Below are 23,314 nucleotides of genomic sequence, written 5' to 3' on the forward strand. Positions count from 1 at the left end.
GAAGGAGGTCTCACCGGAGTGACGGTGATTTGACAAGCGCCTTGACTCCAGCTAAGGCGAAATGTCGTGTTTACAGCGATACGCCTTGACTTGAATGGGTCCAGACCCCTATTTAAGAGAAGGTAAAGTCGGCTGATCACCAATGGTGGCGAGATGACAATCGAATCCGGTGCGGGTAACGACCGCCGGGAGTACCGTGCACTGCAGGCCGAGGCGTTCAATCGCATCGGCGGCCGATACGACGAGGCGTTCCCGCACAAGGACGGACAGATCGCCGCAGGTGAGTGGCTGATCAAGCAACTCCAGCCCGGTGCCCGCGTCCTCGACGTCGGATGCGGCACCGGCTCTCCGACCGCCCAGCAGTTCGCCGAAGCGGGCTGCGAGGTGACCGGCGTCGACATCTCGCCCGTGATGCTCGACCTGGCCAGGAGAAACGTTCCGGAGGCCACCTTCCTCGAGCTCGACGTCCTGGAGCTCGACGGCTCGCTCGGCACCTTCGACGCCGTGACCGCGTTCTTCGCGCTGCTGATGCTGCCGCGCGCCGATATCGTCGCCGCGCTCGGCAGGATTCACTCCGTGCTCGCCCCGGGCGGCCTGTTCTCCCTGAGCATGGTGGAAATCGACCTCGACGACGTGCCTTTCCAATTCCTCGGCGCGCCGGTGAGGGTCACCGGATATCTGCGCGACCAGTTGCGCGAGGTCGTCGAGGACGCCGGGTTCAGCGTTCTGACGGAGAACCATATCTCCTACGCCCCGGCGACGACGCAGGCGCCACCGGAAATTCAGCTGTTCTTCAATTGCCGCCGCAACCAATTCTGAGGGGCGGGCGTCCACCGTGTCGTGGGACGGGGACTCGCTCGCGTTCCTCACCTTCATGAGTGAGGCCGTCCAGGCCATCGGCGACAGCTCGACTCCGGAGCAGGCGACCAAGATGCTCTGTGAGGCGGCGGTGCCGCGGCTGGCCGACGCCGCGGCGGTCTACGTGGACGGCGGCCCGCAGCACCGGCTGGATCCCGAGGGGCGGCTGCCGCCGCGGTGGGGCGGCGACCGCCCGTGCGGCCCCGCCGTGCTCGACGAGCACCTCCTGGCGGTCCCGCTCCGCGCGTACGGCACGCCGGTCGGCTGTGCCGTGCTCGCGAGAGACCGGGAGCGGGTGGCCTTCGGCAGGGCCGACCTCCTCGCCGCCGAGCAGCTCGGCGTGCCGGCCGCGCTGACCATCTTCCACGGCCGCCTGCACCGGCAGCAGCTGGAGACGGTCGAGACCCTGCAGCGCGGCATCCGCCCCGGCAGCCCGCCGGAGCTCCCCGGGCTGGAGATCTCCTTCCGCTACCAGCCCGCCGCCGAGCGGGTGGGCGGCGACTGGTTCGACGTCATCCCGCTGCCCGGCAGCCGGGTCGCCCTCGTCGTGGGCGACGTGATGGGCCACGGTCTTCCGGCGGCGGCGGTGATGGGCCGGCTCCGCACCGCCGTGCAGACCCTGGCCTCGCTCGACCTGCCGGCCGAGCAGGTGCTCCACTCCCTGGACGAGATCGCCCAGCGGCTCGCCGCCCAGACGCTGACGACCTGCGTCTACTGCGTGTACGACCCGGTGCTCCGCCGCTGCACGATCGCCAGCGCGGGGCACCTGCCGCCCATCCTCGTCGGGGCGGACGGCAAGGCGGAGGTGCTCTGCCCGCCGCGGTGCCCTCCCATCGGCCTTGGGCGCACGCCGTTCGAGACCATGGAGATCGCCGCGGAGGACGACAGCATGCTCGTGCTCTACACCGACGGGCTCGTGGAGCAGCGGGGCCAGGACATCGGCCACAGCGTCGAGGCGCTGCGCGAGAAGCTGTCTCGCGGCGCGCCCATCGAGGAGGTGTGCGACGGCGTGGTGCCCTCGGCCCGGGCGGACGACGTGACGCTGCTCGCCATCCGGTTCAAGGGCGTCCCGAGCCACAACGTCGCCCAGTGGCTGATGGAGCCGCAGCCGATGACGGCGGGCCGGGTGCGCGGCCTGGTCCGCAGGACCCTGACCTCCTGGGGCCTCGAACGGATGATCCCGGTCGCCCAGTTGCTGGCCTCCGAGCTCGTCACCAACGCCGTGCGGCAGACGTCCCGGCCGATCACCATCAGGCTGCTGCGGACCGACGCCCTGCTGTGCGAGGTCAGCGACGACGACCACCGGATGCCGATCCTGCGCGAGCCCGGCGTGCTCGACGAGGACGGCCGGGGGCTCTACCTCGTCAGCCAGCTCGCCGAACGCTGGGGGACGAGCCGGGTCGCCGGAGGGAAGACGGTCTGGTTCTCCATGCCCATCCCGCTCGCCCGCTGATAGGCTCCTGGATACCGACTGGTCGGTTCGGAGGGGTTCATGCGAGTTCGGGACAGGGTCGCCGTCGTGACCGGCGCCGCGAATGGCATCGGCCGGGCCATGGCGCTCCGGTTCGCCGCCGAGGGGGCGGCCGGGGTGCTGGTCGCCGACCTGGACGAGGCGGGAGCCACCGCCGTCGCCGGGGAGATCGGCGACCGGGCGATCGCCGTACGGGCCGATGTGACTGTGGAGGACGACGTCAGGTCGCTCGTGGACACGGCAGAGCGGGCGCTCGGGCCGGTGGACCTGTTCTGCTCCAACGCCGGGATCATCACCGGCCACGGCCTGGAGGAGGCGTCCGACCTGGAGTGGAGCCGGACCCTCGCGGTCAACACCATGGCCCACGTGTACGCCGCTCGCGCGGTGGTGCCCCGCATGGTGGAGCGCGGCGGCGGCTACCTGCTGAACACCTGCTCGGCCGCCGGGCTGGTCAGCTGCCCCGGAGACGCGCCGTACGCCGTGAGCAAGGCGGCCGCGATCTCCTTCGCGGAGTGGCTGGCCATCCACTACATGGCCAAGGGCATCCGGGTCAGCGTGCTCTGCCCGCAAGGGGTCCGGACCGCGATGATGCGTCAGGGTCTTGAGGAGGACCACATCACGGCGAGGGCGGTCGAGGCGTCCGGGGCGGTCCTCGACCCGGAGGACGTGGCCGGGCACGTCATCGACGGCCTGGACGCGGAGCGGTTCTACATCTTCCCGCATCCCGAGGTGGCCGACTTCGTCCGGATGAAGGTGGACGACCCGGACCGGTGGCTCAGCGGCATGTCGCGCTTCGTGGAGTCGCTCTCACGGTGAGCCTCGCCAACCCCGGGCGGTGGCGTGGCCCCGGCCGATAGCATCCACGCGTGATCATCCGGGTGCTCATCGTCATCGCGCTGATCGGAACCGCGGGCTGTGCCGCGTCAGGTCCGGCCGTCCCCCGGAGCACACCGGCCGTACACGTGACGCCCGCTCCCGCGGCCTCACCGCCGGTCACGCCGGCGGCCGCCCCCCAGCCGCACCCGCTCGTACGGCACGGCCGGCGGGGCTCCGGAATGGTCGCGCTGACCTTCGACGCCGACATGACGACGTTCATGGAGCGGCAGCTCGACAGCGGCGAGGTCGGCAGCTACGCCAACCCGAGGCTTCTCGCCGAGCTGCGCCGGTTGAAGGTCCCCGCGACGATCTTCCTCACCGGACTGTGGATCAAGCGCTATCCGCGCGTGGCCGCCGGCCTCGCCCATGACCCGCTCTTCGAGCTGGGCGACCACTCCTACGACCACCGGGCCTTCGCGACCCCGTGTTACGGCCTGGGCGAGACCGACGACATGGCCGCGAGCGTCAGCCGTACGGAACGGCTCCTCGACCGCCTCGCCCCCGGCCATCCGAAGTTCTTCCGCTTCCCCGGGGGCTGCTTCGACAAGGCGGCGCTGAAGGCCGTGAAGAGGCAGGGGGTGACCCCCGTGCAGTGGGACGTGATCGGCGGGGACGCCTTCGCGACCTCCAAGGAGGCGATCGTGCGCCAGACCCTCGCTAACGCGCGGGACGGTTCGATCGTCGTCCTCCACCTCGGCGGCGGCAAGCCGTCGGGCCTCACCGACGACGCGGTCCCGGCGATCGTCAAGGGCCTGCGCAAGCGCGGGCTCCGGCTCGTCAGGCTGTCGGAGCTGCTCGGCTATTCGCGGTAGGCCTGCAGGGCGCCGATGAAAACCTCCAGGCCGGACTCGAACCACTTGTCGCCGCCCCCGCTTTCCAGATCACGCCGTGGGAACGGTTTGCAGTCGCTTGGATGAAGGGCCCGGCCAGGCCGTACGGCACGCAGTCGTAAGGGGTGAACCGAATGGAGGCGCTCATGAGGCCGCGTGTTCTCATCCTGGTCATCGCCCTGCTGATGCTCGCCGCCGCCTGTGGAGGCGGGGGCAGCGAACGAGCTCCGGACTACCGGCCCACCCGGGCGCCGGCCCCGCCGACCGCGGGCCTCCCGGCCGACTCCTCGGCGGGCCTTCCATCCGGCTCCGCCGAGAGGGACGCCACCTCCCAGCAGATTTCCACGTTCGCCCTCGACGTCGACACCGCGTCGTACGGCTACGCCCGCCGGGCCATCCAGGAAGGGAGGTGGCCCGAGCCCGGCCAGGTCCGGACCGAGGAGTTCGTCAACGCCTTCCGCCAGGACTACGCCGAGCCCGGCGACAACGGCTTCGCCGTACACGTCGACGGCGCCCGGACCGACGGCGGCGCGCTGGTCCGGGTGGGGCTGCAGACGCGCCGGACGGAGGCGGCGGCCCGCAAGCCGGCCAACCTCACGTTCGTCGTCGACGTGTCCGGGTCGATGGCCGAGCCCGGCCGCCTCGACCTGGTCCGCGACGCCCTGCACACACTGGTCGACCAGCTGATGCCGGGGGACGAGGTCTCCATCGTGTCCTTCAGCGACTCCGCCCGGCTGATCATCCCGATGGTCCCGGTCTCCGAGCGCTCCCGGTTGCACGCGGCGATCAACGAGCTGGCCGTCGACGGCTCGACCAACCTGGAGCAGGGCCTGGTCACCGGCTACCAGGAGGCGTCCCGTGCCTTCCGGCTCGTGGCGACCAACCGGGTCATCCTCCTCTCGGACGGCCTCGCCAACACGGGTGAGACCGACTGGCAGGGCATCCTCAACCGCGTCCGCGACTACGCCGGCAAGCAGGTCACGCTGCTGTGCGTCGGCGTCGGCCGCGAGTACGGCGACCAGCTCATGGAGCAGCTCGCCGACAACGGCGACGGCTCGGCCGTCTACGTCAGCTCGCTCGACCAGGCGCGCAAGGTCTTCGTCGAGCAGCTGCCCGCCACCCTGGATGTCCGGGCCCGTGACGCCAAGGCCCAGGTCGTGTTCAACCCGGGAGCGGTCGAGTCGTACAGCCTTCTCGGGTACGAGGACCGGCAGATCGCGCCGGAGGAGTTCCGCGACGACTCCCGTGACGGCGGAGAGGTCGGTCCCGGCCACTCCGTGACCGCGCTCTACTGGGTGCGGCTGCGGCCTGGGGCGTCCGGACAGGTCGCGACCGCGACCGTGCGCTGGCTCGACCCCGACAACCGCCGGCCCTCCGAGGCCAGCCGCTCGGTGGAGACCGGCGACCTGTCCCGCGACCTGTGGAGCTCCACCAAGCCCAGGCTCCAGGTGGACGTGGTCGCCGCCGCCTTCGCCGAGCACCTCCGCTCACACTGGACCCCCGGCGCCGGGCGCTTCGGGATCAGCCTGGACGACCTCGGCACCCGGGCCGCCCGCCTCGCCGCCACCACCGAGGACCCCGACGTGAGCGAGCTGGCCGACCTCATCGCCCGGGCGAAGTCCCTCGGCTGATCGAGTACGACCCGGTCCGTGAAGTCCTATACACTGGCGTGGCGCCGCTGACGGTGGCGTCACCAAAGGGGCTATAGCGCAGCTGGTAGCGCACCTCCATGGCATGGAGGGGGTCTGGGGTTCGAGTCCCCATAGCTCCACCATACGCAGGGCCGTTTTAGTCAGCTCGGGAACGGTTGACGAAATCCCGTCTGATCGACTTGATCGGATGGATTTCCTCGCCCCGGTCAAGGGCACCAGGAGTCGTTGATGCACCGGCCGGACCCATTGCGGACGGTGCGCCTGTCTGAATACGAAGCGGTTTCCACGTATCTGTCGTTACTGAGCGACCATCAAACTCGGCGACGTCGTGGCCGCGGCCGCCCAGCACGGCTCGGGCATCGGCGGCAGGTCGGCAGAGCTGGACGTCAACGGACACCGGTTGTTCATCAGACGTGTTCCCCTGACCGACCTTGAAATCCGAAACCAAACGGACACCATATCCCGCTGAAGAGCTTGGGCAGGTCGCGGTGAACGCCTTGCCTCTGTCAGTTTGGCAGCTCAGTGAGAGGCCACGCCGACGGAGCTGGGCATCTGGCATCCTTCAATAAATCGAGGTTAATCTTAGTTTTATGAAGGTTATGCCGCCGCCGTTGCTACCGATCTTCCGGTCGGAGGCGCAGGTCAGAGTCCTGACGTGGGTGCTGCTCCATCCCGAGGACGAGCTGTCGATCACGGCGCTCGCGGACCGCCTCGGTCTTCCTTGGCTCACCGTGCAGCGAGAGGCGGGTCGCCTGGCCGAGGCCGGCGTCCTGACCGAGCGGGTCGTGGGGCGGGCGCGCCTGCTCTCGGCGAATACGGACAGTCCCTATTATGCTGCGCTGAGTCAGCTAGTCGGATATGCTTTCGGCCCGGCCACGGCGATCGCTGAGGCGTTCGACGGGATGCCGGACGTGTACCAGGTACTGATCATCGGCTCATGGGCGGAGCGATTTCTCGGCGAAGCGGGCGTCCCGCCTCGTGACGTCGACGTGCTTGTGGTGGGCGATCCGCCCCGACGGGACGTCCGTCGCCTCAACGAGGAACTGGAAGAGTGCTTGGGGCGCTCGGTCCAGATCACAGTTGTTCCCCCTCGCGAATGGGAGGAGGCGACAACGGGGTTCGTTCGCGAGGTTCTGGGCCGGCCGCACCTGGTCGTCGTCCGGAACGAGAGGGAGTGAAGCAGGTTGTCGCCAGCGCGGGTGACACTTCAGCAGCTGCTGGACGAAGGAGTTGTGGAGCCCGTCGCTCGCGATGAGGACGCATGCCGCGTCCTCATCGACCAGGCGGCTCGCCATGTCCGCACCGCGAGCGCCGGTATCGGACTCGGCGACAGTGAAGGCGGGCTCCAACTCGCTTATGACGCGTGCAGGAAGACCTGCCTCGCTCTCATCCTGGCCATTGGCTTGAGGCCCAAAGACGAGCAGGGATCCCATGCGGTGACCTTCGAGGCTGCGGCCGCCATCGCCGCCAACTTCGGCGCGAGGGACGTCGTCGGCGACGCCGGCCGCCTCCGTTACGTACGGCATGGCGTCGAATACCGGGCGGGTGTGGTTCATCACGCCGACGCGGAGGATGCGGTGTCTCTGGCGGAAGAACTCCTCGATTCGCTGAGCCCTCAGGTCACGAAGCTTCTGGACCATCCTCCGCCCTATCGGTCACGGCGGGCGTAGCCGGTGGTCGGCAAGCGGCTTGGTGGGATGGGAGGCGCGGCTCAGGGGGCCGGCCGGACATGAGGGGCGCCGATGAGGGTAGGCGCTGAAGGCATGAAGCGGATTCTGCAACTCTTCGTCACTCGCTGGCTGTCGCGGACCCCGTTCGGCCTGGTCGTCCTCGGCATCGGCTGGTGGATCATGCGCAAGAAGCGCCGTAACCAGGAAGTCACTCGCGCCGACCTGCGTGAGCCCGGCCGGAAGCAGGGGAGCCCCTATGCCTGGCACGGGCCGTCCAGCACGAATCGCCGCTGAGCTCTGCCGGTATACGCCGACGCCCGCGGGCGACATGTGGCCGGCGGGCGTCAGGCCGGGGGACCTTCCTGGAGGGCCTCGGTGAGCGAGTCGCGGATGGGGATGTGCTGGGCCAGGCCGACGAGCTCCATGACCTTCCGCGGGGACGGCCGGGGGCCGCTGAGCGTGACGCTGCCGCCGTTGGCCTGGGCGTGGTTGTACGCGTCGAGCAGCACCCTGATGCCCGCGCTGTCCATGAAGGTCATGCCGGCCAGGTCGAGCAGCAGGTGCGGGGACAGCTCACGGGCGTGCTGGATGGAGTCGTGCAACCGGGCCGTGGTGGTGGCATCCAGATCGCCGACCACGGTCACCACGGCGAACGGCTCGGTAAGCTCGGTGAACACCTGCATGCTGTCCATCCCCGGCTCCCTGTCGTAGATCGTAGTCATGAGGCCTACAACCATAAGGTGGGGGCAGTCATGATGAGAGGACCGAGCCGTTCATGGAGGCTGGCATTTTTACGCGAATCGCCCAACTCTGCCGGGCCCGGGAAGAACGGCTCAGTGAGCGGTGGCGCGCACTGGTCTCGGCGAGCCTGGGCGGCCGGGTGCCGGAGACGCAGGTGGACAAGGAGCAACGGGAGATCCTTGACGTCCTGCTGACCGCGCTGGCGCTGGGCGCGGGGCGCGACATCGAGGCGGAGCCGTATGCCGAGCTGAGGGCGCTGCTCATGGAGCTGTCCCGGAGCCGCGCCCAGCAGGGATTCAGCCCGCGAGAGACCGCGATCAGCGTGTTCGCGCTCAAGGGGGCCGTGCTGGACGTCTTCGACCAGGACGGCGACGCCGAGGCGTTCCGCGAGTTCGTCGCGTTCTCGCAGCTGATCGACGAGCTGGCGCTGTTGACGTTCGAGACGTACGCCAGGGCGCGGGAAGAGGTCATCTCCAGCCAGGCGGAGCAGTTGCTGGAGCTGGCGACCCCGGTCGTGAAGGTGTGGGACGGCGTCCTGGCGCTCCCGCTCGTCGGGACGCTGGGATCGGCCCGGGCGCAGGTCGTCATGGAGAAGCTGCTGCAGACCCTGGTGGACACGGGGTCGGAACACGCGATCATCGACATCACCGGCGTTCCCGCCGTGGACACCCAGGTCGCGCAGCATCTGCTGAAGACCGTCATGGCCGCCCGCCTGATGGGCGCCGAGTGCATCATCTCCGGCATCCGCCCGCAGATCGCGCAGACCATCGTGGCGCTGGGCATCGAGTTCGGCGACATCGCGACGAAGGGGACACTGGCGGACGCGCTGGTCCTCGCCATCAGCCGCACCGGGGTGAGCGTGGGCGGGGATCTCACGAAGCGGGGCCGGTAGATGGACAGCGTCCCGATCCTGAAGATCGGCGATGTGCTGCTGGTCTCCATCCAGACCGACCTTCAGGACGAGGCCGTCATGGCGCTCCAGGAGAGCCTGGCCGAGAGAATCTCCTCCACGGGCGCGTCCGGCGTGATCATCGACATCTCGGTGCTCGACGTCGTGGACTCGTTCGCCGGCCGGATGCTCGCCACCGTCGCCGCGATCTCGAGGGTCCTCGACGCGGAGACCGTCGTCGTGGGGATGCGGCCGGCCGTGGCGATCACGCTGGTGGAGATGGGGCTGTCGCTCGACGGCATCAAGACGGCCCTCGACCTGGAGCGAGGTATGCGGCTGCTGTCCGGCGACGGCGCTCTGGCATGACCCGTCGGGAGCTCCCGATCAACGACGACGGCGACGTGGTCCGCGTTCGCCAGCTCGTCCGATCGGTGGCGGTGGACGCGCGGCTGTCCCTGGTCGAGCAGACCAAGCTCGTGACCGCGGCCAGCGAGCTCGCCCGCAACACGCTGACGTACGGCGGGGGCGGCGCGGCGACGGTCGAGCACATCACGAACGGCACCAAGAGCGGCGTCAGGGCGATATTTCGCGACAAGGGACCGGGCATCGCCGACCTGGACCTCGCTCTCACGGACGGCTACACCTCGGGCAAGGGGCTCGGGCTCGGTCTCGGAGGCGCCAGAAGGCTGGTCGACGAGTTCTCGGTGGAGTCGAGTCCCGGCAGCGGAACGACGGTGACGGTGACCAAGTGGGCGCGGTAGCCCCTCCGGCATGGTTTCTCGTCGAGGACGAGAGCGCGGTCGTCGCCGTCCGCCGCGCCGCCGCCCAGCGGGCCGAAGCGCTCCGCTTCCCCGGCCACCGCGCCGCCGAGGTGGCCGCCGCCGCCACCCTGATCGCCACGCACCTGTGCCGGAACGGCGCTCGCGGAACCGTGCACGTACGGCAGGCCGGGCCGGCGCTGGAGATCATCGCGGTCGGTGCAGGCCGTGGTCTCGATGTCGCCGGGTTGGGGGGCATCACCGGCGTGAGCGATTGGTCGGACGCTTACTCTCACCCGGAGCGCGGCACCGTGTTCGCCGCCGGCTTCCGTCCTCGCCGGGACCACCCCGACCTGGCCGGCGAAGGCTGGCTGGTGGACGGGCTCGTCCGGCCGGTGGCGGGTGAGGAGCTCTGCGGGGACGGCTTCGCCGTACGGCAGGAAGACGGCACACTGGCGCTCATGCTCTGCGACGGCCTCGGCCACGGCCCAATGGCGGCGGCCGCCGCCGACGTCGCGATCCGCACGTTCGAGCACATCGGTGACGGGCGGCTGATGGTGGACGGGCCGGGGGAGCTCCTGGAGCGGATCCACAAAGAGCTCCGGGAGACCCGGGGTGCGGCCGTGGCCGTGGCCGTCGTCTCCGGCGGGATCCTCCGCTACTCGGCGCTGGGCAACGTCTCGGCCGGCATCGTGGACGAGGAACGCCGGGCCCTGGTCTCCCTGCCGGGCATCGCGGGCCATCGCGCCGCCGCGATCCGGGAGTTCGAATATCCGTTGCCGCCCGGCGCGCTGATCGTCATGCATTCTGACGGGGTGAGGGACCGGTGGGAGCTCAACGCCTATCCGGGGCTGCGCGCCCGCGGCCCCCTGGTGATCGCGGCCACCCTGCTGCGCGACATGGGGGTGCCGAGAGACGACGCCGGAATCCTGGTCGCGAAGCCGGCCTCATGACGGGCCCGAGATCCGTACCGGCATCCGTACCGGCATCCGTACCGGCATCCGTATCTACGTGGAGGCGCGCATGCTTCTGAAGAAGATGACCCGCATCCGTCTCCCGAAGGCGCGCACGAGGAAGGCCGAGCTTGAGGAGCTGAGGGCGCGTAACGCGGAGTTGGAGGCCGCCAACCGGCGGGTGACGGCCCTCTACGAGCAGATCTCCGAGGAACTGGAGCAGACCAACCAGGGCGTGGTCGCGCTCTACGCCGAACTGGAGGACAGGACGGCCCGGCTCCATGAGGCCAACGAGGCCAAGACGCGGTTCCTCGCGAACGTCAGCCATGAGCTCCGGGCTCCCGCGACCTCGATCCTCGGCCTGTGCCGCATGCTCATCGACCCTCCCACCGGCCATCCGGCCCTGGGCGAGCCTCTCGATCCGGAGCGACGCCACCAGGTGGAGCTGATCCGCACCTCGGGCCGTGACCTCCTCACCCTGGTCAACGACCTTCTCGACCTCGCCAAAGCCGAGTCGGGACGGATGGAGCCCAACCTGACCGAGGTGGACGTCCGGGCGGTCTTCGGACGGCTGACCGGTCTGCTCCGGCCGATGGTGAGGGACGGCGTGGAGCTCGCCGTCGAGGATCCGGACGCGGTCGGTCACCTGTTCACCGACGAGGTGATGCTGACGCGGGTGCTGCGCAACCTCCTCACCAACGGCCTGAAGTTCACCGAGCGGGGAGAAGTGCGCCTCAGCGCCCATGAGGAGGACGGCGAGGTCGTCCTGAGCGTCGCCGACACCGGGATCGGCATCGCCGCAGACCAGCTCGACAAGATCTTCGAAGAGTTCTACCAGGTGCGCGGGCCGCTGCAGGCCGAGGTGACCGGGACCGGCCTCGGCCTGCCGTACGCCCGGAGGCTTGTCCGCATCCTGGGGGGCACGATGTCGGTGCGGAGCACGGCCGGGAAAGGCACCGACTTCGAGGTACGGCTGCCGCGCCCGAAAGTGGGCAGAGCGCTCATCGTGGACGACGACGCGGCGTTCCGCCTCGTGCTGCTCGACTTGGTGAAGGGCGTGGCGGACACCGTCGAACAGGCGGCCGACGGTCAGGAGGGGCTGGATGCGATGCGCCGGAGCCGCCCTGACGTGGTGTTCCTCGACATGCGGATGCCCGGGATGGGAGGGGAGCGGGTGCTGGAGGCGATGCACGGGGACGACCTCCTCCGAGAGATCCCCGTCGTGGTGGTGACGTCGGCCGAGGTCGGGCTGCCGCCCGGCGGAGCGGTGGCCGTGCTCCAGAAGTCGGCGCTCAGCAGGACGGAGCTGCTTCGGGCGATCGGGGCGTGCCGGAGATGAGCGAGCTGATCCTCGTCGTGGATGATGTGGAGGCCAACCGCTACGTCATCGGGACGTGGCTGCAGCATGCCGGCTATCGGGTCACCGAGGCGGCCACGGGCGGGGCCGCCCTGGAGGCGGCCGGCCGGGAGCGCCCCGACCTCGTGCTGCTCGACGTGCAGATGCCCGACATGGATGGCTTCGAGGTTTGTGAGCGGATCAAGGCCGATCCCGAGACCGCCGCGGTGCCCGTCATTCACCTCACGGCGACGGCCGTCGACGTGCGGGACCGGACGATGGGGCTGACCAGGGGCGCGGACGGCTATCTGACCGAGCCGATCGAGCCGGAGGTGCTGCTGGCGACGGTGCACGCCACACTCCGGTACGCCAGGGCGCGGCACCGTGCCGAACGGCTGGCGGGCCGGCTGGCCGGGCTCGCCGACACGACGGTCGCCGTCAACACCGCGACCACCCTCGGGGAGCTCCTGACGGCGGCGGCGGAAGGCGCCGCGCGGATGTTCGGCTGCCCGGCGACGGTCGCCGTCTCCGGCGACGATGACAGCGCAGGCGGCGCAGACGGCGGAAGCAGGGGACGAGGCGGAAGCAGGGGAGAAGGCGGCGGCGTGCGGTACGCGGTCGCCGACCCGTGGGGCGGCGACGGGCGCGTCCGGACGGCGGCGGACAGAACGCTCGGCGAGGTCGCGACCGGCTTCACCCTCACGGTCGCCCCACCGGAGGAGTGGGCCGAACTGCTGGCGCCCTCGGCCCTGATGGCCGACGTCCGGGTGGCACTGGCCCGGCTCGGCAGGGTGCATCCAGGGGCGTCCCCCTCAGCCGCATCCCAGCCGCGTGCCCCGCATCCGGACGGTCATCAGCCGCCCGATACCCATCCCGATACCCATCCCGATACTCATCCCGATGGTCCCCCGCCGCCCGGGGCTCAGCCGCTCGAAGGGCATCCGAACCCCGCCCAGCCGGGCACGGCTCAGGGGGAGGCGGCCAAGCCGGGCGGAGGTCGGCCGCCGGTCGCGGTGCTGGTGCCGGCGGCGGCGACCGCGAGCGAGGAGGACCGGCACGTCCTGAGCCAGCTCACCCAGGCCGTCGCGCTGGCCGTCGAGGCGCTGCGCTCCTATGACGAGGAGCGCCGGATCGCCGTGACCCTGCAGCGCAGCCTGCTGCCGCGCGACCTGCCGAAGGTCCAGGGGATGGAGCTGGCCGCGCGGTACGTCCCGGCGAGCGCGCAGGCCGAGATCGGCGGGGACTTCTACGAGGTCATCAGTCTCGGCGACCGGCTGCTCGTGGCGATCGGAGACGTGCTCGGCCATTCGCTGCACGCGGCGACGGTCATGGCGGAGGTGCGGCACGCGCTGCGGGCGTACGCGTGCGAGGGGCACTCGCCGGGCGACATCCTGGCGAACATCAACCGGCTGATGCTGCGGTTCCACCCCCGTGAGATCGCGACCGTGTGCCTGCTGCTGGTGGATCCGGAGACCGGGGACGTCCGCGCCTGCAACGCCGGCCACCTTCCGCCGCTGCTCGTGTCCACGGGGCGGTCGGAGTACGTGACGCTGGCGGGCCCCCTGCTCGGGGCCGACCTGCCGAGGCCGGGCGAGTCGGCGCTGTGGATCCCGCCGGGTGGCGCGCTCGTCCTGGTAACCGACGGGCTCGTAGAGCGGCGCGACATGAGCATCCAGGAGGGCATGGCCCGGCTCCAGCGGCTCGCCAACGTCGTCGAGCCAGACCTGGAGAGCTTCTGCGACCGGATGCTGGAGGACCTCATGCCGGCCGACCACGAGGACGACATCGCCCTCGTGGTCCTGCGCCGCTCACCCTGACCGGCCGCGAGTCGCCTACTACCTGCCGTGTACGGCCCGCCGGGTGAAGGCGGCCTACGACCGCTTACGACCCGGTGCTGACGGCGCCCGATCCGCGACCGGCGGACTCGGGTCCGGCGGGCTCTGTGCTGGCCGGTTGGGTGCTGTCTGCCCCTGTGCCTGCTGAGCCCGTGCCGGTCGGCCTTGTGCCGGCAGACCGGATGGCGACGACGGCGGCGGTCAGCGCGAGCGCGGCCAGCACGGCGCCTCCGGCGAAGGCGGCCGCCATGCCGTGGACGAGCGCGCCCGAGGCCGCAACGGCGGTGCCGTGCATGGCCATGCCGAACACGGAGACCAGGGCGGCCGAGCCGAGCGCGCCGCCGGCCCACACCATGGTCTGCGCCAGACCCGACGCGGCGCCCGACTCGCGCGGGGCGACTCCCGACAGGATGGTGGCGTTGAGCGGCATGAAGCTGAGCCCGCCGCCCAGTCCGAGCAGAAGCGTCGGGCCGAACACTCCGGTGAAATACGAGGTGTCCGCCGAGACACGGGTCAGCCACAGCATCCCGGTCAGAGCCACCGTGGCACCGGTCACCACGATCCGCTTCGCGCCGAACCGGGGCAGCAGGCGCGGCACGATCCGCACGACGGAGAACTGCGTGAGCGTCATCGGCAGGAACGCGAACCCGGCCGTGACCGGATCCATGCGGAGCACGAGCTGATGGAACTGCGTCATGAAGAAGAAGAACCCGAACATCGCGGCCGACAGGAGCAGAACGACCAGGTAGGCGGCCGAGCGGTTGCGGTCCGCGAGCAAGTGGAGAGGCATGATGGGTTGCCGCGCCCGGGTCTCCACCACGACGAACAGGGCCAGCAGCGCCGCGGCCACCACGAGGGCCGGGGCCGCGTCGCGCCAGCCGGAGTCGGCCATCGTGATCAGCGCGTACACGAGGGAGACCATGCCGCCCGTCGCGGTCACGGCTCCGGCGAGGTCGAACCGGCCGGGATGCCGGTCCGGCTCGGCGATGAACCGGGGTGCGAGCGCGACGACCACGAGCCCGATCGGGACGTTGACGAAGAACGTCCAGCGCCAGGAGACGGTGCCGGTGAGCGCGCCGCCGAGGATGAGCCCGATCGACCCTCCCGCACCGGTGACGGCCGAGTAGACGCTGATCGCCCGGTTCCGCGCGGCGCCCTCGGCGAACGTCGTGGCGATCAGGGCGAGGATGCTGGGCCCGGCGATGGCGGCGCCCACGCCCTGTGCGGCTCTCGCCGCCAGCAGCCACCACCCGGCGGTGGCCAGGCCGCCGAGCAGGGAGCCGAGCGTGAAGACCAGCACCCCGGCGACGAATACCCTGCGCCGCCCGAGGATGTCACCCGCCCGGCCGCCGAGCAGCAGGAGGCCGCCGAAGGCGAGCAGGTAGCCGTTCATGACCCACGAAAGCCCGGTGGGGGAGAAGCCGATCTCCTGCTGGATCCTCGGCAGCGCGATGGTCACGATCGTTCCGTCCAGGCCGATCATGAGCTGGCAGGTGACGACGACCGCGAGGGCCAGGCGGGTGTGCGCCGTACGGGGAGATACGGTGAGCGTCGACAAACGAGCCTCCAAGGGATTAAGTGGAGGGAGCCTCCGATACGGCGAATATACGGAGGTCGCCTCCGGTTTGCAAGGGTGTTATCTATGAGCAGGCCCATGCGCGCCGACGCGCGGCGTAACTACGAGCGGCTACTGGCGGAGGCCCGGGAGCTTTTCGGCGAGGAGGGTCCCGACGTGCCGCTGGAGGACATCGCCCGCCGGGCGGAGGTCGGCATCGGGACGCTCTACCGGCACTTCCCCACGCGGCAGGCGCTTCAGGAGGCGGTCTACCGGGACCAGATCGAGGCGCTCGCCGCGGATGCGTACGAACTGGCCGAGCGGGACGAGCCGGGCGAGTCGCTGGTCCGGTGGATCCGGTCGATGATGTCGCATTCCACCGCCAAGCGCGGCCTCAACTCGGCCCTCGTGGTCACGCTCGGCCGGGATTCGGAGCTGTTCTCCATCTGCCGGGATGTGATCTCACGCGCGGGGGGCACGCTGCTCGCGAAGGCACAGGAGGCCGGGGCCGTACGGCGGGATGTCGAGATTCTGGACCTGCTCAAGCTGATCCACGCGATCGCGCTGGCGACGGAGAAGTCTCCGGAGACCGCCGACCGGTTGATCATGTTCGTCATCGAGGGGCTGCGCCCTCGGTGAGTCATCGAAGGGCCGCGCCGCCGGTGTGACGGAACGTCTGGCGGTAGGCCAGGGGCGAGACGCCCACGGCCGCGTGCAGGTGCTGTCGCAGCGAGACCGCCGTGCCGAACCCCGCCCGCCGGGCGATGACGTCCACCGGGAGGTCGGTGGTCTCCAGTAGGTGCCGGGCGTGCTCGACCCGCTGCCGGGTGAGCCACCTGGCCGGGCTGAGCCCGGTCTCCTCGCGGAAGCGGCGGGTGAACGTGCGCACGCTCATCCTGGCGTGCCCGGCCAGCGCGGAGAGGTCCACCGGCTCCTGCAGGCGCTCCAGCATCCACGCCCGCGTGGGCGCCGTGGTGGTCCCGGACGGGTCAGGGAGCGGACGCTCGATGTACTGCGCCTGGCCGCCCTCCCTGAACGGCGGGGTCACGCAGCGGCGGGCCGTCCGGTTGGCCACCTCGCTGCCGTGGTCGCGCCGGATGACGTGCAGGCACAGGTCGATCCCGGCGGACACCCCGGCCGAGGTGAGGATGTCGCCGTCGTCGATGAACAGCACGTCGGGGTCGAGCCGTACGCGAGGGAAGAGGGCGCGGAACTGGCCGGCGTTGCGCCAGTGCGTCGTGGCCGGACGGCCGTCGAGCAGCCCGGCGGCGGCCAGGACGAACGCACCCGTGCAGATGGAGATGATCCGGGAGCGCTCCGCCGCCCGGCGCAACGCAGCGCGCACGGGCGCGCTGACCGTGCCGTCGGTCATGGGCGTCCCACTGTGGATCCCCGGCACGACCACCGTGTCGGCGGTCGCCAGCACGCCCAGGTCGTGGTCCGGGAGCACGCTGTAACCGGCCCGGCTCCACACCGGCTGGCCGTCCGGTGTGCAGGTCACGACCTCGTAGAGCGGCTCGTCGCCGCCGGTCGCCCAGAACACCTGACCCGGAACGCCGAGGTCGAGCGTGGCGAAGTCGTCCATGGCGAGTACGGCGACGCGGTGCTGCATGGCCGGATTCTTTCACACATTGGCTTCCGGGCCACTGTCGAGGGATGCCCGGCGCAGACAGGATGAACGGCATGCAATCGTCGCGGACCCTCCATCGGGCCTGGATCGTCGCCATCGTCGCTTTCGTCGCCATCGTGGGGGCGGCCGGGTTCCGCGCCACCCCCGGCGTGTTGATCACGCCACTGCAGGACGAGTTCGGCTGGTCGAGAGGGACGATCTCACTCGCGGTCTCGGTCAACCTGACGCTCTACGGCCTCTTCTCGCCCTTCGCCGCCGCCCTGATGGAACGGTTCGGGATGCGGCGGGTGGTCTCGGCCGCGCTCGCCCTGGTGGCGTTGGGCAGCGGCCTCACCGTCTTCATAACGGCGAGCTGGCAGCTCGTCCTGCTCTGGGGCGTGCTCGTCGGGCTGGGCACCGGCTCGATGGCCCTCGTCTTCGCCGCGACCCTCACCGACCGCTGGTTCGTCCGGCACCGCGGCGTGGTCATGGGCGTGCTGACGGCGGGAGGGGCCACCGGGCAGCTCATCTTCCTCCCCGTGCTCGCCCACCTGGCCGAGACGCAGGGCTGGCGGACCTCGGCGCTGACCGTCGCGGGGGCGGCCCTGGCGGTCGTGCCGCTGGTGTGGTTCCTGCTCCGCGACACCCCCGAGGAGCTCGGGCTCACGGCTCTCGGCGCCACGGAGCCGATCGTCCGCACGCCCAGCGGGGGAGCCGCCGCGCGGGCGCTCAGGGTGCTCCGCCAGTCGGCGCGCAAGAAGTCGTTCTGGTATCTCGTCGCGGGCTTCGCCATCTGCGGCGCGAGCACGAACGGGCTCGTGGGCACTCACTTCATCCCGGCCGCGCACGACCACGGCATGGGGGAGACCGCCGCCGCGTCGCTGCTGGCCGTCATCGGGATCTTCGACATCGTGGGCACGGTGGCCTCAGGCTGGCTGAGCGACCGGGTGGACTCTCGCGTCCTGCTCACGGTCTACTACGCGCTGCGCGGGCTGTCGCTGCTCGTCCTGCCGCAGCTCTTCGCGGCGACGGCCCACCCGAGCATGCTGGTCTTCATCATCTTCTACGGCCTCGACTGGGTGGCGACCGTGCCGCCGACCGTGGCCCTGTGCCGCAAGGTCTTCGGCCCGGACGGATCCGTGGTCTTCGGCTGGGTGTTCGCCTCGCACCAGGTGGGCGCGGCCGTCGCCGCCACCGTGGCCGGAGTGACGCGCGACCACCTCGGCAACTACAACCTCGCGTGGTACGGCGCGGGCCTGCTGTGCCTGCTCGCCGCCCTGATGTCGGCCCGGATCGTCACGAATGTGAGGCAGGACCGCCGGGCTGCCATCCTGGTCGGGTGACAGAACGCGTGCTTCCCCTGGTCGTCCGCATCGAGCGTGCCGCTCCGCCCGAGCGCACGGACGCGCTCGAGGCGGCGGCGACAGCCGTACTGCGCTTGCTCGATCAGGACGAGTGGGCCGAGCCGATCGCGGAGTGGGAGGACCACCGGATCAGGAAGGTCGTCCGCCGGGCACGCGGGTCGGAATGGCGGCGGGTCCTCACCCTGCCGGGGATCACCGTGACGCACCGCACGGCCGAGGTCCGGGTGCACCCTCCGGTGCCGCTCGACGACTGGCCCAAGGACCTGTCGCGGCTCCAGGTGTCGGGCACCGATCTGGCCGACTCCGCGCCTGCTCCGGAGCCGGACCTCGGCGGCGTGGTGCTGTGGGTCAATCCGAACCTCGACATGACGGCGGGCAAGGCGATGGCCCAGGCCGGCCACGGCGCCCAGCTCGCCTGGTGGGCCTCCGGCGAGACCGCCAGGGCCACCTGGAGGGACCGAGGGCTCGCCGTGTCCGTGCGGACCGCCGGCCCGGCCAGATGGGCGGAACTGGTGGGCGGCGGCCTGCCGGTAGTCCGGGACGCGGGCTTCACGGAGATCGAACCCGGCTCCGCGACGGTGATCGCCGACGCCCCGTGGCTACCCCGGGGCGTTCTCGAAGTGTGATGGGGATCGCGCCCGAATTAACGGGATATGCCGTACGCTCCCGATCGTGTCACCTGGGGACTATGGGACGAAGGCTGTTCCCACTTACGTTGCGGCCGAGGCGGAGACGACCCCCCTGCCGAAGATCACGGTCCCGGAGGCCCCGCCGCCGCCGAGTTCTGGCAAGGGCCTCGGCGACCTGCCGATGCGAGTGGTCTACCGGACGATAGCCACCGTCGCCGCCGTGGCGGTGGTGGGCGTCGCGGGGACCGCCGTGGTGCTCGCCGGGCACAACGCCACTTCTCAGAGCACGCCGGGGAACGTGCCAGGCAACACGGTCGCGGCCGCGGGTGCCGGCGCCCCCGCCGCGTCGCCCGCTGACCTGTCCGGCTCCGTGCCGAGCGCGCCGCCGAGCCCGGTGCCGGGCGCCGTTCCGAGTGCCGCGCCCAGTGGCGGAGTCAGTGGCGGGGTCAGTGGTGGGCCCAGTATCGAGCCGAGCGCGGTGGCGAGTCCCTCGCCGTCCCCCGGCACGACGGCGATGGACGCGGCCCTCTCCGACCCCCGGGTGCCCGTGCTGCCCGCGAGCTCCAAGAAGCTGCGCAACCTGCCGGGCAAGTCCGCCGCCACCCGTGGCCTGATCAAGGACCGGCGGTCCGGCGTGGCGTTCCCCCGGTTCGCCAAGGTGTGGAAGCTCGCCAAAGCCAGCCCCTTCGCCTCGCGACAGGTGCTGCCCAAGGTCAAGGGCTCGGCCTTCCGCGGCCTCCTGGTCTCCTGTCCGGTGCCGATCCCGGTGCAGGACAGCCTGCGGGACACCGCCTTCCTGGCCGCCCGCTGGACGCTCAACCACCACCCCTCCGGGGCCACGATCACCTGGGCCGCGTCGCAGCCGATCCGAGTGGGCAAGCAGGACGGCTGGCTGCTGGGATACAACGTGCACTACACCCTCAAGGGCAAGAAGCGGACGTCGATGGCCGCCATCGCCCTCGTGGACGTTTCTCTGGACAAGCCGGCGCTGGTGTTCGTCACCATCCCCGACACCCAGAAGAAGCACTGGCGCGACATCAACACCGTGATGTCCCGGATCAAGCTTTTGTAGAGTGCCGCGGGTCCTTCCCCGCCCTCGGAATGAGGTCCCGGGGGTCGCCGGTCGTCATGCTGTACGCAATCGGCATTAGGCTTCGCTGATGTGACTGAGCTTGTGCTGGCCTCGGCCTCGCCCGCCCGCCTCGGCGTGCTGCGCGCGGCCGGGCTCGACCCGAAGGTCATCGTCAGCGGGGTGGACGAGGACGCCCTCGTCGCCGATTCCCCCGAAGGGCTCTGCCTGGCCCTCGCCGAAGCCAAGGCCGCCGCAGTGGCCGGATCCCTCGCCGAGGGCCTCGTCATCGGCTGCGACTCTATGCTGGAGCTCGACGGCGTCGCGTACGGCAAGCCGTCGTCGCCCGAGGACGCGATCGCCCGGTGGCGGTCGATGCGGGGGAGGACGGGACGGCTGCTGACCGGCCACTGCGTCATAGACGTGGCGGCGGGCCGTACGGTGTCGGAGGTGGCCTCCACGGTCGTCCGGTTCGGTACGCCGACGGATGACGAGGTTTCCGCTTATGTCGCAAGCGGCGAGCCGTTGCGGGTCGCGGGGGCGTTCACCCTCGACGGCCTGGGCGGCTGGTTCGTCGAAGGCATCGAAGGCGACCACGGCAACGTCCTCGGCATCTCGCTTCCCCTCATCCGCCGTCTTCTGGACGAATTGGGAGTGTCCGTCACTCACCTGTGGCGCTAGCCTGCCGGGCATGAGCGGCAACGGGCGGCAGGCCGAAAGGCGAGGAGTCGGCGGTCTCGCCGAGGGGATCGGTTTCTTCCTCAAGGGGGTCGGCTGGGTCGCGAGGAAGCCGCGATGGTGGCTGTTCGGCCTCATCCCCGCCCTCATCGCCTTGGTGCTCTACGCCGTCGCGCTCATCTGGCTGGGCACTCACGCCACCGACGTCGCCGCCTGGGTCACACCCTTCGCCGACGACTGGGGCTGGCACGACGCGTTCCGTACGCTCGTCGGCATCATGATCTTCGTGGTGGGCCTCGGCCTCGCCGTGTTCACGTTCACGGCGGTGACGCTCGCGATCGGTGACCCGTTCTACGAGAAGCTGTCCGAGAAGGTCGAGGAGGATCTCGGCGGGCTTCCCGACGGGCCGGACGTGCCGTTCTGGCGGTCGTTGTTCCGGTCCATCCGCGACAGCGTCATCACGCTGCTCTACGTCCTGATGTTCACTCTTCCGTTGTTCGTGCTCGGCTTCGTCCCCGTGATCGGGCAGACGGTCGTACCCGTGCTGGGCGCCATCGTCTCCGGGTTCTTCCTGACCGTGGAGTTGACGGCTCTGGCCATGGAGCGGCGGGGGATCCCGCGCAGGGAGCGGCTGACCCTGCTGCGCTCCAACATGGCCGTGTCGCTGGGCTTCGGGATCCCCATCTTCCTGCTGTTCCTGGTGCCCCTGGTGGCCGTGATCGTCATGCCGGGCGCGGTGGCGGGCGCGGCGATGCTCGTGCGTCTACGGCTGGCTCATCCACAGCGAGCCTGATTTCCACAGGGCGTGCGTTCTGCGCCTTGGCGGGCCGGCCCGTGGGCCAGGCTCTCGGAGCATGACCCTCACCCCGACGCTCACGCTCTCCACCCCGGCGGACATCCTCGCCGCCGTGCCGTACCTCCTCGGCTTCCACCCCGCTGACAGTCTCGTCGTCACCGGCTTCGCCGGATCCTCTCTCCGCCTGACCACGCGGTGGGACCTGCCGCCCGAGCCGGACGACTTCGACCGCCTGGTGTCGGTTCTGCGGCGGGAGGGGGTCACCATGACGATCCTGGCCGGATACGGTCCGGGCCACCTCGTGACGCCCGTCGTGGACGAGGCGACCCGACGGCTGAGCGAAGCCGGCATCGGGGTGGCCGAGTCGCTACGCGCCGACGACGGACGTTACTGGTCCTATGCCTGCCACAGCGCGGACTGCTGCCCGGCCGAGGGCACGTCATACGACCCGGTGGCGAGCCCCGTGGCCGCCGAGGCCGTCGTGCACGGGCTCGTCGCGCTCCCCGACCGGCACAGCCTCAGGCGTTCCGTCGAGCCGTACGGCGGGGCGGCGATGTGGCAGGCCACCCAGCGGGTCGCGGCCGAGCTACGAGCCAGGCTCGCCATGACCGAGACCGCCCCCAACTCGGCGAACGGAGCCGCGCCAGATGGCAGGGGCGCCGTGACCGGCGCTGTGCCGGGTGCGGTGACCGCGGCTGCGGCGGGTACCAGGGTGGGCGCGGTGACCGGCGACTTCGCCGCCGAGTTCGCCGCCGAGTTCGTCGCGGAGGGGCTGGCGAGGGTGCGGGCCGCGATCGGCCTGTACGCCTCGGGAGACCGCCTTGGAGACGAGGCGGTGGCACGGCTGGGGTTCGACCTCTCGGTGATCCGGATCCGCGACGAGGCGTGGGCGTTGCTCGACGATGGGGCAGCGCACATGGCCCTGTGGAGGGACGTGACCCGGCGGATGGAGCCGGCTCACGTCGCTCCGGCCGCCTCTCTGCTGGCAGCGGCCGCTTGGCGGGCGGGGGAGTGCGCGCTCGCCGGCATGGCGCTGGAGCGGGCGCTGGAGGCCGATCCGGCCTACTCGATGGCGAATCTCCTACGGCAGGCTCTGCTCCACCTGCTCTCGCCCGCCGTGTTGCGTGACCGGATGCCCACGCCGGAACAGCTGGACGAGGAGATGGGCCCGCCCCAGGCAGGCTGGCTCGCGCCGCTGCTCACGCTGCTGCGCGAGCAGCCCCACGAGCAGCCCCACGGCCGGCCCTACGACGAGGAGCCCTCAGCGCTGGCGAGTTGATGACAAGGTCTCAGACGCGCTGTCCCCCCGGTCGCAGACGAGAGCGACGAATGCCTCCCACACCCGGGGCGCCCTGCCTGCCTGGCTAGACAGGCTCGCCGCTCTGGGCCTGGCGGCGGCGTTCGTTGTAGGCGCGCATCCGCGCCGGATAGCCGGTGAGCTGCACGTCGTAGACCGGAAGGGCGAGGTTTCTGGCGACCCTGCCGATGACGACCGGCGATCCGACACGGCGGCGCGTCCACTCCCCGTCGTGCGCCACGGCAACGGCCGTGGTGTCCGTGGCGAAGGTCTCCGGCTCGACGTAGAACTCCACGCCGCGCCGAGACTGGGCGAACGCGATGAGCGCCTCGATGTCCTCGTCTGTCGCCTCACGGTCGAATTTCGCCACTCGGGGGCCCCGGAAACGCCGGATGCCATAGCGATCTCGCCATCTCATGGATCTTATATACCGTGACGAACATCACGA

Annotated in this window: 25 protein-coding genes and 1 tRNA gene; 22 read left to right on the forward strand and 4 right to left on the reverse strand. The window is 70.6% G+C overall.

Annotated elements, in window-relative coordinates; translation table 11 throughout:
* The first annotated feature begins 153 nt into the window (after positions 1-153).
* The 9 genes from N5079_RS12525 to N5079_RS12565 all read left to right on the forward strand — a co-directional run bounded on the left by N5079_RS12525 (position 154) and on the right by N5079_RS12565 (position 7,651).
* Entirely contained in the window at positions 154-819 is a 666-nt protein-coding gene (locus tag N5079_RS12525) for a class I SAM-dependent methyltransferase (RefSeq protein ID WP_261583814.1), read from the forward strand.
* Positions 820-874: 55 nt separating this feature from the next.
* A complete protein-coding gene (locus tag N5079_RS12530) occupies positions 875-2,311 on the forward strand; it encodes an ATP-binding SpoIIE family protein phosphatase (RefSeq protein ID WP_261583815.1) in 1,437 nt (478 codons plus the stop codon).
* A gap of 39 nt (positions 2,312-2,350) precedes the next feature.
* Positions 2,351-3,145, forward strand: a complete 795-nt coding sequence (locus N5079_RS12535; protein WP_261583816.1) for an SDR family oxidoreductase — start codon at positions 2,351-2,353, stop codon at positions 3,143-3,145.
* A gap of 50 nt (positions 3,146-3,195) precedes the next feature.
* The gene (locus tag N5079_RS12540; protein ID WP_261583817.1) at positions 3,196-4,017 is read left to right on the forward strand and encodes a polysaccharide deacetylase family protein; all 822 of its coding nucleotides are present in this window, start codon (positions 3,196-3,198) and stop codon (positions 4,015-4,017) included.
* A gap of 164 nt (positions 4,018-4,181) precedes the next feature.
* Positions 4,182-5,666 (forward strand): vWA domain-containing protein, encoded by a 1,485-nt coding sequence (locus N5079_RS12545; protein ID WP_261583818.1) that lies wholly within the window; start codon positions 4,182-4,184, stop codon positions 5,664-5,666.
* A gap of 67 nt (positions 5,667-5,733) precedes the next feature.
* Positions 5,734-5,809 (forward strand) — tRNA-Ala (locus N5079_RS12550).
* Positions 5,810-6,277: 468 nt separating this feature from the next.
* Positions 6,278-6,865, forward strand: a complete 588-nt coding sequence (locus N5079_RS12555) for a hypothetical protein (protein ID WP_261583819.1) — start codon at positions 6,278-6,280, stop codon at positions 6,863-6,865.
* A 54-nt stretch (positions 6,866-6,919) separates the two neighbouring features.
* Positions 6,920-7,357: a hypothetical protein gene (locus N5079_RS12560; RefSeq protein WP_261583820.1), complete on the forward strand. Its 438-nt coding sequence runs from the start codon at positions 6,920-6,922 to the stop codon at positions 7,355-7,357.
* A gap of 93 nt (positions 7,358-7,450) precedes the next feature.
* Complete coding sequence (locus N5079_RS12565; RefSeq protein ID WP_261583821.1) at positions 7,451-7,651, forward strand: DUF6203 family protein; 201 nt, start codon at positions 7,451-7,453, stop codon at positions 7,649-7,651.
* Between the two features lie 50 nt (positions 7,652-7,701).
* Here the strand turns inward: N5079_RS12565 and N5079_RS12570 are convergent, their stop codons facing one another.
* Positions 7,702-8,079, reverse strand: a complete 378-nt coding sequence (locus N5079_RS12570) for an STAS domain-containing protein (protein WP_261583822.1) — start codon at positions 8,077-8,079, stop codon at positions 7,702-7,704.
* Positions 8,080-8,132: 53 nt separating this feature from the next.
* On the opposite strand from N5079_RS12570, the gene N5079_RS12575 reads away from it, so the two are divergent.
* The 6 genes from N5079_RS12575 to N5079_RS12600 all read left to right on the forward strand — a co-directional run bounded on the left by N5079_RS12575 (position 8,133) and on the right by N5079_RS12600 (position 13,851).
* Positions 8,133-8,990: an STAS domain-containing protein gene (locus tag N5079_RS12575; protein WP_261583823.1), complete on the forward strand. Its 858-nt coding sequence runs from the start codon at positions 8,133-8,135 to the stop codon at positions 8,988-8,990.
* Entirely contained in the window at positions 8,991-9,353 is a 363-nt protein-coding gene (locus tag N5079_RS12580; RefSeq protein WP_261583824.1) for an STAS domain-containing protein, read from the forward strand.
* Positions 9,350-9,748: an anti-sigma regulatory factor gene (locus N5079_RS12585; protein ID WP_261583825.1), complete on the forward strand. Its 399-nt coding sequence runs from the start codon at positions 9,350-9,352 to the stop codon at positions 9,746-9,748. The genes N5079_RS12580 and N5079_RS12585 overlap by 4 nt, the downstream gene beginning before the upstream one ends.
* Positions 9,736-10,698: a SpoIIE family protein phosphatase gene (locus tag N5079_RS12590; RefSeq protein ID WP_261583826.1), complete on the forward strand. Its 963-nt coding sequence runs from the start codon at positions 9,736-9,738 to the stop codon at positions 10,696-10,698. Before N5079_RS12585 ends, N5079_RS12590 begins: the two co-directional genes overlap by 13 nt.
* Before the next feature lie 70 nt (positions 10,699-10,768).
* A complete protein-coding gene (locus N5079_RS12595) occupies positions 10,769-12,037 on the forward strand; it encodes a hybrid sensor histidine kinase/response regulator (protein ID WP_261583827.1) in 1,269 nt (422 codons plus the stop codon).
* Positions 12,034-13,851, forward strand: coding sequence for a SpoIIE family protein phosphatase (locus tag N5079_RS12600; RefSeq protein ID WP_261583828.1), 1,818 nt, complete (start codon positions 12,034-12,036; stop codon positions 13,849-13,851). Before N5079_RS12595 ends, N5079_RS12600 begins: the two co-directional genes overlap by 4 nt.
* Before the next feature lie 64 nt (positions 13,852-13,915).
* Here N5079_RS12600 and N5079_RS12605 read toward each other — a convergent pair whose 3' ends face one another.
* A complete protein-coding gene (locus tag N5079_RS12605; RefSeq protein WP_261583829.1) occupies positions 13,916-15,427 on the reverse strand; it encodes an MFS transporter in 1,512 nt (503 codons plus the stop codon).
* Positions 15,428-15,511: 84 nt separating this feature from the next.
* Between N5079_RS12605 and N5079_RS12610 the strand changes: the two genes are divergently transcribed.
* Positions 15,512-16,063: a TetR/AcrR family transcriptional regulator gene (locus N5079_RS12610; RefSeq protein WP_261583830.1), complete on the forward strand. Its 552-nt coding sequence runs from the start codon at positions 15,512-15,514 to the stop codon at positions 16,061-16,063.
* Position 16,064: 1 nt separating this feature from the next.
* On the opposite strand, the gene N5079_RS12615 is transcribed toward N5079_RS12610, so the two are convergent.
* Complete coding sequence (locus N5079_RS12615; protein ID WP_261583831.1) at positions 16,065-17,036, reverse strand: GlxA family transcriptional regulator; 972 nt, start codon at positions 17,034-17,036, stop codon at positions 16,065-16,067.
* A gap of 71 nt (positions 17,037-17,107) precedes the next feature.
* Between N5079_RS12615 and N5079_RS12620 the strand changes: the two genes are divergently transcribed.
* From N5079_RS12620 to N5079_RS12645, 6 genes are all read left to right on the forward strand, one after another.
* Positions 17,108-18,376: an MFS transporter gene (locus N5079_RS12620; protein WP_261583832.1), complete on the forward strand. Its 1,269-nt coding sequence runs from the start codon at positions 17,108-17,110 to the stop codon at positions 18,374-18,376.
* Positions 18,373-19,023, forward strand: coding sequence for a peptidyl-tRNA hydrolase (locus tag N5079_RS12625; protein WP_261583833.1), 651 nt, complete (start codon positions 18,373-18,375; stop codon positions 19,021-19,023). The genes N5079_RS12620 and N5079_RS12625 overlap by 4 nt, the downstream gene beginning before the upstream one ends.
* A gap of 46 nt (positions 19,024-19,069) precedes the next feature.
* Complete coding sequence (locus N5079_RS12630) at positions 19,070-20,098, forward strand: hypothetical protein (protein ID WP_261583834.1); 1,029 nt, start codon at positions 19,070-19,072, stop codon at positions 20,096-20,098.
* 90 nt (positions 20,099-20,188) lie between these two features.
* The gene (locus tag N5079_RS12635; protein ID WP_261583835.1) at positions 20,189-20,776 is read left to right on the forward strand and encodes a Maf family protein; all 588 of its coding nucleotides are present in this window, start codon (positions 20,189-20,191) and stop codon (positions 20,774-20,776) included.
* Positions 20,777-20,786: 10 nt separating this feature from the next.
* Positions 20,787-21,566, forward strand: coding sequence for an EI24 domain-containing protein (locus N5079_RS12640; protein ID WP_261583836.1), 780 nt, complete (start codon positions 20,787-20,789; stop codon positions 21,564-21,566).
* A gap of 61 nt (positions 21,567-21,627) precedes the next feature.
* Positions 21,628-22,848 (forward strand): DUF4192 domain-containing protein, encoded by a 1,221-nt coding sequence (locus tag N5079_RS12645; RefSeq protein ID WP_261583837.1) that lies wholly within the window; start codon positions 21,628-21,630, stop codon positions 22,846-22,848.
* Positions 22,849-22,933: 85 nt separating this feature from the next.
* Here N5079_RS12645 and N5079_RS12650 read toward each other — a convergent pair whose 3' ends face one another.
* Positions 22,934-23,284, reverse strand: coding sequence for a hypothetical protein (locus N5079_RS12650; RefSeq protein ID WP_261583838.1), 351 nt, complete (start codon positions 23,282-23,284; stop codon positions 22,934-22,936).
* Between the last annotated feature and the right edge of the window lie 30 nt (positions 23,285-23,314).

It is taken from the genome of Planotetraspora sp. A-T 1434 (assembly GCF_025420585.1).
In the GTDB taxonomy this organism is placed as follows: domain Bacteria; phylum Actinomycetota; class Actinomycetes; order Streptosporangiales; family Streptosporangiaceae; genus JAOEGB01.

Excerpts from the sequence above, each read along its gene's own strand:
- N5079_RS12525 (WP_261583814.1), top strand. The coding sequence starts at position 154 with ATGACAATCGAATCCGGTGCGGGTAACGACCGCCGGGAGTACCGTGCA.
- N5079_RS12530 (WP_261583815.1), top strand. The coding sequence starts at position 875 with ATGAGTGAGGCCGTCCAGGCCATCGGCGACAGCTCGACTCCGGAGCAG.
- N5079_RS12535 (WP_261583816.1), top strand. The coding sequence starts at position 2,351 with ATGCGAGTTCGGGACAGGGTCGCCGTCGTGACCGGCGCCGCGAATGGC.
- N5079_RS12545 (WP_261583818.1), top strand. The coding sequence starts at position 4,182 with ATGAGGCCGCGTGTTCTCATCCTGGTCATCGCCCTGCTGATGCTCGCC.
- N5079_RS12555 (WP_261583819.1), top strand. The coding sequence starts at position 6,278 with ATGAAGGTTATGCCGCCGCCGTTGCTACCGATCTTCCGGTCGGAGGCG.
- N5079_RS12565 (WP_261583821.1), top strand. The coding sequence starts at position 7,451 with ATGAAGCGGATTCTGCAACTCTTCGTCACTCGCTGGCTGTCGCGGACC.
- N5079_RS12570 (WP_261583822.1), bottom strand. The coding sequence starts at position 8,079 with ATGACTACGATCTACGACAGGGAGCCGGGGATGGACAGCATGCAGGTG.
- N5079_RS12575 (WP_261583823.1), top strand. The coding sequence starts at position 8,133 with ATGGAGGCTGGCATTTTTACGCGAATCGCCCAACTCTGCCGGGCCCGG.
- N5079_RS12580 (WP_261583824.1), top strand. The coding sequence starts at position 8,991 with ATGGACAGCGTCCCGATCCTGAAGATCGGCGATGTGCTGCTGGTCTCC.
- N5079_RS12585 (WP_261583825.1), top strand. The coding sequence starts at position 9,350 with ATGACCCGTCGGGAGCTCCCGATCAACGACGACGGCGACGTGGTCCGC.
- N5079_RS12595 (WP_261583827.1), top strand. The coding sequence starts at position 10,769 with ATGCTTCTGAAGAAGATGACCCGCATCCGTCTCCCGAAGGCGCGCACG.
- N5079_RS12600 (WP_261583828.1), top strand. The coding sequence starts at position 12,034 with ATGAGCGAGCTGATCCTCGTCGTGGATGATGTGGAGGCCAACCGCTAC.
- N5079_RS12610 (WP_261583830.1), top strand. The coding sequence starts at position 15,512 with ATGAGCAGGCCCATGCGCGCCGACGCGCGGCGTAACTACGAGCGGCTA.
- N5079_RS12615 (WP_261583831.1), bottom strand. The coding sequence starts at position 17,036 with ATGCAGCACCGCGTCGCCGTACTCGCCATGGACGACTTCGCCACGCTC.
- N5079_RS12620 (WP_261583832.1), top strand. The coding sequence starts at position 17,108 with ATGCAATCGTCGCGGACCCTCCATCGGGCCTGGATCGTCGCCATCGTC.
- N5079_RS12640 (WP_261583836.1), top strand. The coding sequence starts at position 20,787 with ATGAGCGGCAACGGGCGGCAGGCCGAAAGGCGAGGAGTCGGCGGTCTC.
- N5079_RS12645 (WP_261583837.1), top strand. The coding sequence starts at position 21,628 with ATGACCCTCACCCCGACGCTCACGCTCTCCACCCCGGCGGACATCCTC.
- N5079_RS12650 (WP_261583838.1), bottom strand. The coding sequence starts at position 23,284 with ATGAGATGGCGAGATCGCTATGGCATCCGGCGTTTCCGGGGCCCCCGA.